Annotated in this window: 12 protein-coding genes; 10 read left to right on the plus strand and 2 right to left on the minus strand. The window is 68.5% G+C overall.

Going from position 1 to position 14,180, the window contains the following annotated elements; all coding sequences use genetic code 11:
• Nucleotides 1-7: 7 nt before the first annotated feature.
• Entirely contained in the window at nucleotides 8-841 is an 834-nt protein-coding gene (locus tag OG558_RS32810) for an SDR family oxidoreductase (protein WP_405066440.1), read from the minus strand.
• Between the two features lie 127 nt (nucleotides 842-968).
• Between OG558_RS32810 and OG558_RS32815 the strand changes: the two genes are divergently transcribed.
• Genes OG558_RS32815 through OG558_RS32845 form a run of 7 tightly spaced genes read left to right on the plus strand, consistent with a single transcriptional unit; the run spans nucleotide 969 to nucleotide 9,300 of the window.
• Entirely contained in the window at nucleotides 969-1,496 is a 528-nt protein-coding gene (locus OG558_RS32815) for a hypothetical protein (RefSeq protein WP_405066441.1), read from the plus strand.
• Between the two features lie 46 nt (nucleotides 1,497-1,542).
• Nucleotides 1,543-2,880, plus strand: coding sequence for an ABC transporter substrate-binding protein (locus OG558_RS32820; RefSeq protein WP_405066442.1), 1,338 nt, complete (start codon nucleotides 1,543-1,545; stop codon nucleotides 2,878-2,880).
• A gap of 52 nt (nucleotides 2,881-2,932) precedes the next feature.
• On the plus strand, nucleotides 2,933-4,174 hold the full coding sequence (locus OG558_RS32825) for a serine hydrolase domain-containing protein (protein WP_405066443.1): 1,242 nt from the start codon (nucleotides 2,933-2,935) through the stop codon (nucleotides 4,172-4,174).
• Between the two features lie 13 nt (nucleotides 4,175-4,187).
• Entirely contained in the window at nucleotides 4,188-5,531 is a 1,344-nt protein-coding gene (locus OG558_RS32830; protein WP_405066444.1) for a serine hydrolase domain-containing protein, read from the plus strand.
• Nucleotides 5,532-5,566: 35 nt separating this feature from the next.
• Nucleotides 5,567-6,727, plus strand: coding sequence for a dipeptidase (locus OG558_RS32835; RefSeq protein WP_405066445.1), 1,161 nt, complete (start codon nucleotides 5,567-5,569; stop codon nucleotides 6,725-6,727).
• A complete protein-coding gene (locus tag OG558_RS32840; protein WP_405066446.1) occupies nucleotides 6,728-8,119 on the plus strand; it encodes a hypothetical protein in 1,392 nt (463 codons plus the stop codon).
• A gap of 8 nt (nucleotides 8,120-8,127) precedes the next feature.
• Entirely contained in the window at nucleotides 8,128-9,300 is a 1,173-nt protein-coding gene (locus OG558_RS32845) for an acetyl-CoA acetyltransferase (RefSeq protein ID WP_405066447.1), read from the plus strand.
• Between the two features lie 24 nt (nucleotides 9,301-9,324).
• Here OG558_RS32845 and OG558_RS32850 read toward each other — a convergent pair whose 3' ends face one another.
• Nucleotides 9,325-10,563: an amidohydrolase family protein gene (locus OG558_RS32850; protein ID WP_405066448.1), complete on the minus strand. Its 1,239-nt coding sequence runs from the start codon at nucleotides 10,561-10,563 to the stop codon at nucleotides 9,325-9,327.
• A 138-nt stretch (nucleotides 10,564-10,701) separates the two neighbouring features.
• On the opposite strand from OG558_RS32850, the gene OG558_RS32855 reads away from it, so the two are divergent.
• The 3 genes from OG558_RS32855 to OG558_RS32865 are packed head-to-tail and all read left to right on the plus strand — an operon-like array spanning nucleotide 10,702 to nucleotide 14,178.
• Nucleotides 10,702-11,397 (plus strand): TetR/AcrR family transcriptional regulator C-terminal domain-containing protein, encoded by a 696-nt coding sequence (locus OG558_RS32855; protein ID WP_329477658.1) that lies wholly within the window; start codon nucleotides 10,702-10,704, stop codon nucleotides 11,395-11,397.
• Nucleotides 11,394-12,959 carry an AMP-binding protein gene (locus tag OG558_RS32860; protein ID WP_405066449.1) on the plus strand — a complete coding sequence of 522 codons (1,566 nt, stop codon included), beginning with the start codon at nucleotides 11,394-11,396 and terminating at the stop codon, nucleotides 12,957-12,959. The genes OG558_RS32855 and OG558_RS32860 overlap by 4 nt, the downstream gene beginning before the upstream one ends.
• Nucleotides 12,960-12,984: 25 nt before the next feature.
• A complete protein-coding gene (locus OG558_RS32865) occupies nucleotides 12,985-14,178 on the plus strand; it encodes an acyl-CoA dehydrogenase family protein (protein ID WP_405066450.1) in 1,194 nt (397 codons plus the stop codon).
• The last annotated feature ends 2 nt before the right edge of the window (nucleotides 14,179-14,180 follow it).

Below are 14,180 nucleotides of genomic sequence, written 5' to 3' on the forward strand. Positions count from 1 at the left end.
CGCGGGTCTACTCGGTCGGCACCGCGTCCAGCAACGCTTCCATCCGGGCCCGGATCGGGGCGGCGTTGTCCGCGGCCGTGAGGATGTACGGGCGGTCGCCAAGGATCGCGTCGACGACGAGTTCGCCCACGACGGACGGCTGGACGCCCTGATCGCGCACGATGTCCTGGGCCTGGTCCAGGATCGCCGCGATCTTGGCGGAGTGTTCCGGCGCATCCGCCGGACGCAGGCGCCGGGCGTTCTCCACACCGTCGGTGGCGACCGGTCCGGGGCACAGCACACTCACCCCGATGTCGTGCGGTGCCAACTCCACGCGCAACGATTCGCTCAGGCCGACGACCGCGAACTTCGAAGCATGGTAGAGAAATCCCGACCGGTACAGGAACGAGTGGCTGTCGACGAAGAGACCGGCCGCCGAGGCGGTGTTGACGACGTGGCCGCCGAGCCTGCGCCGGATCATCCGCGGCACGAAGGCCTGGATGCCGTTGTAGACGCCGTTCGCGTTCACGCCCATCACGTAGTCCCACATCGTGTGGTCCATCCGCGACGGCGTGACCGAATCGAGGACGCCGGCGTTGTTGACGACGATGCTCACCGGGCCGAGCTCCGCCTCCGCGGTGTCGGCGATCTCGCCGTACCGCTGCCGATCGCGGACGTCGAGCCGGTAGCAGCGCGCGCTCGTCACCGCCGACAACTCGGCCTCGGCCTGTTCGAGGGCTGGACCGTCGAGGTCGGCCACCGCCACCGCGACCCCACGGCCGGCGAGCGAGCGCGCGACGGCCAGCCCGATGCCGCGTGCTCCGCCGGTGATGAAGGCCGTGCGCCCTGCGAGGGAATCCATGGTCTCCTCCTGATTCGCAGCTTCTCGCGGCGCGGATTGCTCGCGAGGCCTTGCGTTCACCCCAGGCGTATCAGCATAGTGTATGTACGTACGACATCGCGTACGCCGACTTGAAGGAGTTGCGCCCATGCGGATCCGTATCGGTCTCCCCGGGGCTCTCCTCGTCCTCGCACTCGTGCTTTCAGGGTGTGGAGGCAACGATTCGGCCGGGGCCACGAAGGCCACCCCTTCCGCCTCGGCCGGCGGCAAGAGCGAGGGCGCCTGCAAGCTGCTGACGCCGGCCGAGCTGGGGGCGAAGTTCGGCACCGCCTTCGGCGACGGCGTGCCGACCCACCAGGAGACCGGTGCCGACCTGTGCGTCTGGACGAGCACGAATGCCTCGCCGGCCAAGACGTTCTCGATCACCGTGCTGCGCCAGGACAGCCTCGACGGCGCGCTCAAATCCAGCGGCCAGACCGTGGCGCAACTGTTCGAGCAGACCAAGGCGGCGTACCCGAAGTCCGTGTCCGTCAACCTCGGCGACCAGGCGTACGCGTCGCCCAGCGAGGTGCAGGTGCTGGACGGCGACACCTGGTACTCGTTCTCCGCGTTCCTCGGCACCGGAAGCGGCGCGATCGACATTCTGAAGGACCTGGCCGCCCGAGTGGTCGGCTGACCCCGCCGTGCGCGAGTCCGGCGTTGAGATGAAGGAGTCAGGATCCATGATGCGTATTCGGAACGCCGCGCTCGCGGTGTGCGGCGTTGTCCTCCTCGCCGCGTGTGGCGGGGTGCAAGGCAGCAGTGCAGGTCCGCAGGGCGGGGGCTCCGGCTTCACGCCGACGACCTCCGGACCGATCCAGGTCGGGGTGCTGATCACCGACACCCGGGCCGAGACCGCACGGAACGGGGTCGGGATCGTGAGCCCGTACCGCGATGCTGCCCACGCCATGATCGATGCGATCAACGCCCGCGGCGGTGTCAAGGACCGGAAGCTGGAGATCGTCGACGAAGCCATCGACTTCAGCAGTCCCAACCACGACACGGCGTTCGAGGCGATCTGCCAGCGGTTCACCAAGGACAAGAACGTGCAGGCCGTGGTCTACGACGGCCTGATCTACAACGACAGCTTCAACGGCTGCCTGTCGAAGGCGGGCGTGCCGATCGTGTTCATGGGCCAGACGGGGTCGCCGGTGGGTGACGAGACCGACCTCAAGAACTACCCGGGCGTGATCGCCGCCAACGCCGTGAGCGTCGACGACCGGGTCAAGAGCATCATGAACAAGGCCATCGCGGCCAAGTACCTGCCGTCGGGCAGCAAGGTCGGCGTGGTCATCGAGGACTGCCCCTACAACGATCGCGTGTACGACTCGACCCTCAAGCCCATCGCCGACAAGGCCGGCATCGAGCTCGTCAAGGCCGGCGTCAAGTGCGCGCACGGGTACGCCGACAACGGTCCGACCCTCGCCTTGATCCAATCGCTCGCCCTGAAGTTCAAGTCCGAGGACATCGACAGCGTCATGTTCCTGACGATGTACGAGAACGGACTGGTCTACTACTTCGCCCAAGGGGCCCACACGCAGAAGTGGTCACCGCAGTACCTGCTCTTCCACTCGCAGGGCGGCGCCGGGAGCATGAAGATCTACCCGGTCGACCAGCTGACCAACATGCGCGGCTTCGGCGGCTTCCCCGATCTCGACGTGACTCAGCCGCCGGCGCCGTCCGCGGCCCAGGCCAAGGTGCGCAACGACTGCCTGGCGAACGCCCGCACCGCCGGCCTGGCCGTGCAGAAGATCACGGATCAGATCACCGTCTTCCAGGCCTGCGACGCGGTCCGGCTGCTGGAGCAGGGCCTGATCAACAGCGGTGGCCTGGGCGGGACCGAGAAGCTCGTACCCGGGATCGAGAAGATCGGCACGAGCTTCGTCAGCGCCCTCACTCTGAACGGTGCCACCAAGTTCGGGCCCGGCCACCACACCGGCATGGAACTGACGGCCGTCTCCAGCTACGACCTGGGCTGCAAGTGCTTCACCTACGCGACTCCGCCGGCGCCGATCGGGTGACGCCCACGACGACCGGACTGCCGGCACAACTCTCGAAAGGCGGAGCACCACGATGACCACGACGAGCGAGGTAGCAGTGCACGGACACGTCGAGGAGGGCTGGGGGAAGGTCGCGGACGAGTTCCGGGCGAACTTCGAGGGAACCCCCGGCGAGGTGGGCGCAGCCTGCTGCGTCTATGTGGGCGGCCGCCCGGTCGTCGACGTCTGGGGCGGCCTGGCCGACAGTGAGACGAACCGGCCGTGGAGCGAGGACACCATCGCGATCGTCGCGTCGACGACGAAGGGCGCCACCGCGATCTGTGCGCACATGCTGGCGCAACGCGGTGAGCTCGACCTGGACGCGCCGGTGGTCGACTACTGGCCAGAGTTCGGTGCTAACGGCAAGGATCAGATCCCGGTGCGGTGGCTGCTGTCGCACCAGGCCGGCCTGCCGGTGATCGATACGCCGTTGACGCTGGAGGAGGCGTACGCCTGGGATCCCGTGATTCGTGCGCTCGAGGCGCAGAAGCCGCTGTGGGAGCCGGGGACGGAGCACGTCTACCACAGCATCACGTTCGGCTACCTGGTCGGCGAGCTCGTACGCCGGATCTCCGGCAAGTCACCCGGCACGTTCTTCGCCGACGAGGTGGCCGGCCCGCTCGGGCTGAACGCCTGGATCGGGTTGCCCGAGGAGCAGGAGCCGAAAGCGGCTCGGATCGAGTACACCGGACCGGTGACCCTGGAGGACCTGACCGCCGGGTTGATCGAGCACACCGGGCTCGACGCCGACACGGTCACCAAGTGGATCCAGGCCGTCTGGGGCGAGGGCTCGGTCCAGGCTCGCGCCGGCGTGCTCGGCGGCGCGTTCGAGTACAAGGACGACCTCAACGCTCAGCGTGCCTACCGAGCGGCGGAGATCCCGGCCGGGAACATGCTTACGGACGCCCGGTCGATGGCACGGATGTACGCCGCCACGGTGGGCGACGTCGACGGCGTACGACTGCTTGATCCGGTCACTCTCGGGCGGGCGATCGAGGTCCAGACCGACAAGACCCGGATGCACTCGCTACCGGCTGATCTGGACCTGCCGGCCAACCGCTCCTTCTACATGTCGCACGGGTTCTGGCGCTCCTGCCCGCCGCTGCCGATGGCCGGGCCGAACTCGTTCGGCCACCCGGGCTCCGGCGGATCGGTCGCCTTCGGCGACCCCGATGCCGAGCTCGGCTTCGGCTACGTCATGAACCTCTGGTCCTACCAGGCCGGCGAACGGCGGGCACGCAACCTGACCGATGCCGTCCGGGCGTGCCTCGGATGACGGGAGACCTCGCATGACGGAACTTCAGGAGACAGTGCAAGAACTGGTCGCACGGCACGGGATCCCGGGCGCTGTGGTGGGTGTCCTCGAAGGCGGCCGGATCGAGGCGGCGGCCGCCGGCATCGCGAATCTGAACAGCGGCGTGGAGATGACGCCGGACACGCTGTTCCTGACCGGCTCGATCACCAAGGTCTGGACCACGACGCTGCTCATGTCGCTCGTCGACGAGGGGCTGGTCGACCTCGAGGCGCCGGTCAAGCGCTACCTGCCGGGCTTCGCGCTCGGCGAGCCCGGCGTCGCGGATGCCCTGCTCGTGCGTCACCTCGCCACGCACTCGTCCGGCATCGATGCGGCGATCTTCCTCGCCGACGTGGGCGACGGCGACGAAGCGATCGCGAACTTCGTCGACCTGCTGAGCGACAAGGGCCAGTTGTTCGAGCCGGGGGAGTACTTCTCCTACAACAACGCCGGCTTCGTGCTGGCCGGCCGGATCATCGAGGTCGTCACCGGCGAGGGCTTCTCGGACGCGATGCGGCACCGCTTGTTCGCGCCACTGGGTCTGGAACGCAGCATGTTCACGGCCAAGGAGGCGATCCTGCACCGGATGGCGATCGGGCACTATCCAGGTGAAGGCGGCTATGTGCCGACGAAGCGGTTCCTCCTGCCCGAGTGCCTCGGCCCGGCGGGTACGACGTTCATCACCACGGTCCAGGACACGCTGACGTTCGTCCAGACCCATCTGCCGAAGGGGCCGCGCTTCCTCACCGACGAATCGGTCGACCGGATGGCCGCGCATCACCTCGACTTCCCGGTCCCCGCCACCGGCTCGTGCGGGCTCAGTTGGCTACGCAAGCAGCACGGGTCGCGCGTCGTACTCACGCACGGCGGCGGTTCGTACGGCGGCGTCGCGATGGTCGCCGTCGTTCCCGACCAGGGCACCGCGTACATCGCGTTCGCGAACGGCGGAGCCGGTTCGATGCCGTTCCATCAGGAGCTCGCCGAGGCGATCCTGGAGAAGCGGTTCGGCCTGCCGCCGCAGGACTCGCCCGACCTGTCCGGGCCCGCGGCCGACCCGTCCCGCTACCACGGCGTGTACCGGAGCTGGGGTGGCGAGATCCGGATCACCGACGACCGCGACGCGCTGTCATGCCTGCCGAGGTGGACCGAGGAGATTCTGCAGCGAGACCGGCCCGGGTTCCCCGTCGTCCGGCTCCGGCCGGCCGGCCCACAGGCCCTGGTCCTGGCCGATCACGCCGGCCAACCGCCGTTCGCCTACGGCATCGGCGACGACGGTGCGGGTCACCCGAAGTACCTGTTCGTGATGGACCAACTCACCCGCCGCATCGGCGACAGCTGAGATCACTACTGCACACGAGGCTCTGGAGGATATTGATGACGGAACAGTTCGGCACGTTCGACTTCGGGTTGGACGAGGCCCAGGAGGGGCGTGCCGCGCGGCTGCATCGCGAGTGCGTCATCGTCGACGTCCTGTTCCAGGGCCCGGTCGGGTACCGGGTGTTCGACGACGAGATGAACAAGGAGCTGCAAACACGGCTGAAGGAGACCCACGACACCCTGGGGACCTTCTCCTATGGTCTCGAGGCGCCGATCCGGCGTGCGTTCGCGGGCCGGATGGACGAGGTGAAGGACCACTGGGACGCCAGCGGCATCACCTGTGGGAACCGGCAGGTGGAGATGTCGGACGTCCGCCATATCCGCGAGCGCAGCTTCGCGTTCGTGCAGAAGCAGTTCGACTACTTTCCCTGGCTGACCAAGGCCCTGACCGCCGGTGACATCCGTCGTGCGCACGAGACCGGCACCCATGCCGGCCTGATGAGTTCACAGGTCATGCTGGGGCCGTGGCGCGATCTCGACGCGCTGGCCTGGGCACATGACTCCGGGCTGCGGATGTGCCAGCTCACCTACAACAACATGACGGCGGTCGGCGTCGGATCCACCGAGCGCACGGACGCGGGGCTGTCGGCGTTCGGTGTCGACAGCGTCAAGGCGATGAACGAGCTCGGCATCATCGTCGACACCGGTCACGTCGGCCGGATGACCACGCTCGACGCCTGCGAGGTGTCCGAGGCGCCGGTCGTCGCCTCCCACACCGCGGCGCAAGGTGTGTTCAACCACGCGCGTGGCAAGAGCGACGAAGAGTTGCGGGCGCTCGCAGCCACCGGAGGTCTGATCGGCATCGTGACCGTCCCGTTCTTCCTGGGCGCCGGACCCTCCGTCACGATCAACGCGATGCTCGACCATGTCGAGTACGTCGCCGACGTCGCCGGCGTGGACCACGTCGCCATCGGTACCGACTGGCCGATGCAGCTGCCCCAGTGGATGCTCAGCGATCTCCTCCAGCCGATTTTCGCCGAGACCGGCTTCCGGCCGGAGGACAAGCTGGTCGCGACGCAGCAGCTGGCCGGGTTCGACGACTACCGGGACTTCCCGAACATCACCCGCGGCCTGGTCGGACGTGGCTGGTCGGACGAGGACATCGCCAAGGTGCTCGGCGAGAACTTCGTGCGCGTGATGGGGGCGGTCTGCGGCTGAATGACCAAGCGACTGCTCGCCTACGCGACCTACCTGCCCCACTACCGACTCACCCGCAGCGCTGTCAACGCTGCCCTGACAGGCATCCCTCGCGGCTCCGGGGCACGCACAGTGGCGGGATACGACGAGGATGCGGTGTCCATGGCCGTGGCGGCCATCCGTGCACTCGGCGCAGGGGTCGGCGAGGCCGATCACCTGTACTTCGCGACCACCAACTCGCCGCTGCTGGACAAGTCCTGCTCGCTGATCGTGCACGCCGCCAGTGGGATGCACGGTCGAGCCTTCGCGCTGGACCTGACCGGGCTGCGGTCGGGCCTCGGCGCTCTCAAGGCTGCCTCCGAGTCCGGAGGCGTGGCGGCAGCCGCGGATCTGCGGACCGGCAGGCCGGGATCCGCTGAGGAGGCCGACGGCGGTGACGGAGCCGCCGCCTTCCTCTTCGGTGACAGTGACGGTGACGACGCGATCGCCGAGGTCCTCGGATCGGCGTCCGTGCCGAAAGAGGTCATGGATGCGTGGCGGACGCCCGGCACCAGCTACGCGCTGATCGGCGAGGACCGCTTTGTCGACCACGTGCTGGCACAGGCCGTACAAGAGGTCGTGACCGAGATCGGCAAACGCTCTGGGCACACCGAGACGCCGACCACGTCCGTGGTGTCCACGCTGAACCGGCGTCTCGCGAGCTCGCTGAGGGCTTCGATCGGTTCCGAAGGTGGCTCAGAGGCGCAGGATGCCCACCGCGAGAACACGGGGTACTGCGGAGCGGCGGACCTAGGTCTGCTGCTGGCGAGCGCTCTCGACACGGCCAAGGCCGGCGACACGATCCTGGTGGTTTCGGCCGGCGGGGGAGCCGATGCGCTGCTCCTCCGAGTGCTGAAGGACGGCCCGTTCGCCGGTGATCGGCGGCCGGACAGTGCGGGAAGAGAGATCGGGTATCACCAGTACCTCACGTGGCGAGGCCTGGTCGCGCGAGAACCTGCTCGTCGTCCCGAACGGCCCTCGGTCGCTCCGCCACCGGCGTACCGCAATAGCGGATGGAAGTTCGGCCTGACGGGCTCGCAGTGTCTGGAGTGCGGGAAGGTCTACCTGCCGCCCGCGCGGGTGTGCGCCTGCGGAGCGGTTGATCAGACCAAGCCGTTCAGCATCGCTGATCTCACCGGGACGATCGTGACGCAGACGACCGACGGGGTGTCCGACAGCCCAGCGCCCCCGGCACTGGCAGCGCTGATCGACTTCGGTACGACCGGACGTCTCCTGCTCGAGCTCACCAACGCGTCACCGGCCGATGTCGCGGACGGCGCCGAGGTCGAGATGACCTTCCGGCGTACGTACGCCGTTGACGACGTACCCAACTACTTCTGGAAGGCCCGGCCCAAGGACAGGAGCCCGCAGTGACCGGAAGCATGCGCGACCGTATCGCCATCGTCGGGATGGGATGCACCAGGTTCGGTGAACTGTGGGACAAGTCGGCCGACGACCTGCTGATCGAGGCCGCGCTCGATGCGATCGCGTCCGTCCCCGGCCTGCGCAAGAACGACGTCGAGGCCTACTGGTACTCGACCGTGGCCTCGGGCCACGCCGGACTCCCGCTGGCCAAGGCTCTGAAGGTCGAACGCCCGGTGACGCGAGTGGAGAACTTCTGCGCGAGTGGCTCCGACGCCTTCCGCAACGCGGCCTTCGCGGTGGCGGCAGGGGTGTACGACGTGGCGATGGCCGTCGGCGTGGAGAAGATCAAGGACAGCGGGTACTCCGGCCTGACGCTGAACGTGCCGCCAGGCGACAACACCGCCACCGAGGTCAGCAACCCGGCCGCCTATGCGATGCTGCCGGCGGCGTACAGCCGGGCGTACGGCGTGGACCCGGGTGACGTCCGCAGGGCGCTCACCCACATCGCGTGGCGCAATCACGCCAACGGAGCCAGGAACCCGGAGCGCGCTCAGTACACCTCTGTCGTGCCGAAGGAGAAGATCGAGAAGGCACCCAGGATCGCCGGCGACCTCAGCGTGTTCGACTGCTCAGGGGTCTCCGACGGCGCCGCCGCGGCGCTCATCGTGCGTGCCGAGGATGCGCTCCAGTACACCGACAAGCCGATCTACCTCAAGGGCATGTCCCTGTACGCCGGGATGAGCAACGGCGCCGCGACCGCGGGCGTGCAGCACGCGTCCTTCCCGGAGGTGGTGCAGTCCGCGGCCTCGGCGTACGCCGACGCCGGGATCACCGATCCCCGCGAGCAGATCTCGCTGGCGGAGGTGCACGACTGCTTCACCCCGACCGAGATGATCCTGATGGAGGACCTCGGCTTCTCGGAGCGTGGCCGGGCCTGGCGGGACGTCCTCGACGGTGACTTCGACCTCGACGGCACCCTGGCGGTGAACCCCGACGGCGGCCTCAAGTCGTTCGGCCATCCGGTCGGCGCGAGTGGCCTGCGGATGATCTTCGAGCTGTGGCTGCAGTTGCGCGGCGAGGCCGGCCTACGGCAGGTGGCGTCGCCACGGCTCGGCCTCACGCACAACATGGGTGGACTCCCCGGCGAGTTCATCTCGTTCGTCGGTATCTTCGGCAACGAGCCGGGCTGAGCCCGCCGGCCGGCGGGCTCAGCCTCAGGCTGCTCGTTCGTCCTTCGCGACCACGCCGTTCTGCAGCACGAGGACGACGCTGTCCGGATCGGCGAACAGCTTCGGGTCGTCCAGCGGGTTCCCTGCGAACGCGACGATGTCCGCCCGCTTCCCCACCTCGAGGGTGCCGATCTCGCTGTCGAGTCCGAGCAGGCCGGCGTTGACCCGGGTGGCCGCGATCAACGCCTCCATGGGCGATTCGGCCGCGGCGCGCAGGGTGAGCTCCGCACCCCGACCGGTCTGGTCGGGGCCGATGACGTCGGACCCGAGTCCGACCCGGACGCCGGCGGCCTTGGCCGCGAGGAGTCCGTCGACCATGGCCGCGCGTACCCGCATCGCTCGCTCGGCGAAATGGCTGGGCAGGCCGAGTCCGTCGACATTCGTGATCAGCGCCTCGACGGCTGCGAGCGTGGGCACAAGGGAGACCTGGCGCTCGGCCATCAGCGCGGCGGTCTCCTCGTCGATGCCGGTGCCGTGCTCGACGCACCGCACGCCGGCCAGGACGGCGTTGCGGATGCCCTCGACGTTGTGGGCGTGGACGGTGACGTAGGTGCCCCGGGCCGCGGCCTCGGCGACGGCTACCGCGATCTCCGCCGAGCTGAACTGGGTGTCGGTGAGCTTGTCGTGGTTGGAGATCACGCCGCCGGTGACGCAGAGCTTGAGGAACTGAGCGCCACGCCGGAACGACTCGCGCGCGTTCCTGCGCATCTCGTCCGGCCCGTCCGACAGCATCGCCATCGTCCGCAGACCGGGAATCTCCTGGCCCCGCCAGACCTCGGTGGGCTCCCATTCGGGAGCGTAGTGGCCGTGTCCGCCGGTCTGGCAGTGGATCGGCCCGCACTGCACGATCCTGGGTCCCGGGATCTTGCCTGAGGCAACGACGTTGGCGATGCCGGCGTCGATGCCGCCGCAGTCCCGGACCGAGGTGAATCCCGCGCGCAGTGTCTGGGCGCAGTTGGCGAACATGTCAGCGGCGAGCTCCGCCACGGACATGCCGTACCCGATGCTCTGCAGGAGCGGGCTGGACAGGCCGAGGTGGACGTGTGCATCGATCAGGCCCGGGGTCAGCGTGAGGCCGGTGCAGTCGACGACTTCGGCCTCGCGCGGTGCGGATCCGCCGATCTGGGCGATCCTCCCGTCGTCGACCAGGATTCCCGCCGGTTCGGGGTCGTGCCCGGTCGCTGTGATGAGGGTGGCGCCGTGGAGCCAGTGGGTGGATGTCATGGGCAGGGTGCTCCTTCGGCGTTGCGGCGTACGGATTCCTGACGGTCGAACCATTCGCTTACGTACACACATACACTATGCTGATACGCAAAGAGCGGTGCAAGAGGTATCCAGGCAGGACCGGACAGGAGGAAGGCCGTGGCGACACAGCCCAAGGTGCAGAAGTCAGCGCGGTTGGCGCGCGGGGCGCTCGACCGGGAGACGGTGGTCGCCGCAGCGCTCGAGATCGCGGACCGCGACGGTCTCAGCGGCGTCACGATGGCCCGGGTGGCGGAGGCGCTGGGCGGCAGCCCGATGTCGCTCTACCGGCACTTGAGCGACAAGCAGGAGCTGCTCGACGCCGTGGCCGATCTCGCGGTGTCCGAGATCCCGGCCATTCCCCAGGACGGGCGGTCCTGGCGGGTGCGCCTCGAAGAGTTCGCGCTCGACTCGCGGACGTGCGCGTTGCGCCATCCGGCGCTGATCGAGATCGTCCTCGAGACCTACGTCCGCGGTCCGAGCGCGGCCGCCGTCGGGCTCGACATGATCGCGATGCTGCACGAGGCCGGGTTCGACGAGGACTCGTCGATCCGCGGGTTCATGGCCCTGCGGAACCACATCATCGGCGCCATGGCCTGGGAGGTCTCGCGCTTCCGCCGCGGCAGCGAGGAGTTCGCCCGCGAGGTGGACGTCAACTTCGTGCACGAGGACACGCCGGAGGACTCGCCGATGCGGCGGCTGAGCGAAGTGGTCTCCGAGGACCCGGAGGCGCAATACATGTTCGGGGTCAGGGCCATCCTCGACGGTTTCGAGGCGGAGCTGCGGCGGATCCGGCGACGGGCCGGTCAGCGGTGATCGCGGAGACGAGTGACCTCTACCGCCGGCCGACCTTCGTCGACCTGGTCTCGCGCTCGCTCCAGCGGTATCCGGACCGGGTCGCCTTCGTCACGTCGAGCGGTGAGACGTCGTACGACGAGTTGCGGCGGATGATCGCCCGGATCGCGGCCGCCCTGCAGGACGGCGGGGTGAAGTCCGGAGACGGCCTGGCCCTGCTCTCGCCGAACCGGCCCGAGGCCTTTGCCGCGCTGATCGCCGCTCAGTCGCTGGGTGCGCACTACACACCGCTGCATCCGATGGGATCGATGGCGGACCACGTCACGGTGTGCGCCGACGCGGGCATCACCGCGATCATCGCCGACGAGCCGCAGTACGCCGAGCATGCGGCGGCTCTTGCCGCACAGCTGGAGACACGCCCGCAGGTCTTCCTGCTCGGCGGGGGATCGGCGGCCGACGTCCTGGTGGCCCGTGGCTCCGACGGGGACATTCCCACGCTGGCACGCGAATCCGACCTCGCTCTGCTCGGGTACACCGGCGGGACGACCGGGCGGCCCAAGGGAGTGATGCTCTCCCATCGTTCGCTGGTCACCCACCTCTTCCTCACCCTCGCGCACTGGGAGCTGCCGACCGACCTACGGTTCCTGGGCTCGACGCCGTTGACCCATGCGCTCCTCGGCATGGTGCCACCGGTGTTCCATCAGGGCGGCACCGTCGTCCTCACCAGGGGCTTCGATCCGGCCGAGTTCTGCGAGCTCGTGCAGACCCACCGGATCACCGCGACCTTCCTCGTTCCGAGCATGATCTACGTGCTGCTCGACTACGTCGCCGAGCACTCGGTCGACCTGTCCAGCCTGCAGACGATCCTGTACGGCGCGGCGCCGATGGCACCCGATCGGCTCGAGCAGGCCCTCGACGTGTTCGGGCCCGTGTTCGTCCAGTTCTACGGTCAGAGCGAGGCGCCGAACACGGTCACCACGCTCTCGAAGGAAGACCATGACCTGGCCCGACCCGAGCGGCTCGCCTCCTGCGGCAGACCGCACCCGGCGTTGGACGTCGCCGTACTGGACGACGACGACCAGCCCTGCGCGGTCGGTGAACTGGGGGAGGTCTGCGTCCGCGGGCCGCTCCTCATGGACGGGTACTGGCGGCAGCCGGAGGTGACCGCCGAGACGCTGCGCAACGGGTGGCTGCACACCGGTGACGTCGGCCGCTTCGACGAGGACAACTTCCTGTATCTCACCGACCGCAAGAAGGACATGCTGATCACCGGCGGGTTCAACGTCTACCCGCGCGACGTCGAGGACGCGTTGGTGACACACCCGGAGGTCGCGGCCGCGGCCGTGATCGGTGTCCCCGATCCGAAGTGGGGCGAGGCGGTGACGGCCTTCGTGGTCAGAACCCCCGATGCGACCGCGACGCCGGCCGAGCTCATCGCTCTCGTCCGTGAGCTCAAGGGACCTGTGCACGCCCCGAAGCGGCTGGAGTTCGTGGACGCCGTACCGCTCACCCCGCTGGGCAAGGTCGACAAGAAGCAACTGCGGGCGCGGTTCTGGGCCGAGCACGACCGGGCCGTGAACTGAACCCCCTTTCCCTGAAGGAGAACCGATGAGCACCGAAACCGCCGGGCGGCCCGTCGATGCCGGCGCCCCGCCCGGGCACGAGGGACGGCCGCGTTGGATGGACGACGAGGCCGTCGCGCTGGGCGCGGTCGCCCGCCGCTTCTTCTCCGACGAAGTGGTCCCGCACTTCGAGCGCTTCGACCAGCAGAAGCATGTGGACCGCGAGGTGTGGCGGAAGGCCGGAGCGCTCGGCCTGATGTGCTGCGAAGTCCCCGCGGAGTTCGGTGGGGGCGGCGGTACGTTCGCCCACGATGCCGTCGTGTTCAGCGAGCAGGCGCGCTGCGGCGACACCGGGTTCGGCAACATGGTGCACAGCGGGGTGGTCGCCCACTTCCTGGCGGCGTACGGCACCGACGAGCAACGAGCGCGCTGGCTGCCGGGGATGGCGACCGGTGAGGTGATGGGCTCCGTCGCGATGAGCGAACCCGACGCCGGCAGCGACCTCAAGAACATCAAGTCCCGTGCCGTCCGCACCGGCGACCACTATGTGCTCAACGGGTCCAAGACGTTCATCAGCAACGGCGGGCAGTGCGATCTCGTCATCGTCGTCGCCAAGACCGATCCCGCGGCCGGACGCGACGGGATCTCCCTGCTCGTCCTGGAGACGGCCGACGCACCGGGGTTCCGGCGGGGACGTGTCCTGGACAAGCTCGGTCAGCGCGCCCTGGACACCGCGGAGCTGTTCTTCGACGACGTGGCGGTGCCGGCCGGGAACCTGCTCGGGGACGAAGGTGCGGGCTTCCGCATCCTGATGAGCGAGCTGCCCCGCGAGCGGCTCGTCATCGGCGTCGCAGCAGTAGCGGCCATGGAGCGCGCGCTGGAAGAGACGATCGCGTACACCAAGACCCGCCACGTCTACGGTGCGCCCTTGTTCGCCATGCAGCACGTCAAGCTCGAGCTCGCCGAGCTGGCCACCGTGGTCCGGACCTCGCGTGTCTTCCTGGACGACTGCATCGAGCGGTTCATCGCCGGCACCCTCGATCGCACGACCGCGTCGATGGCGAAATGGTGGCTGACCCAGAACCAGTGCGACGTCATGGACCGTTGCCTGCAGCTGTTCGGTGGCTACGGCTACATGCGCGAGTACCTCATCTCCCGTCTGTATGCCGACGCACGGGCCCAGAAGATCTACGGCGGAACCAACGAGGTCATGAAGGACCTCATCTCCCGATCGCTTTGAGC

It is taken from the genome of Kribbella sp. NBC_01510 (genome assembly GCF_045040325.1).
In the GTDB taxonomy this organism is placed as follows: domain Bacteria; phylum Actinomycetota; class Actinomycetes; order Propionibacteriales; family Kribbellaceae; genus Kribbella.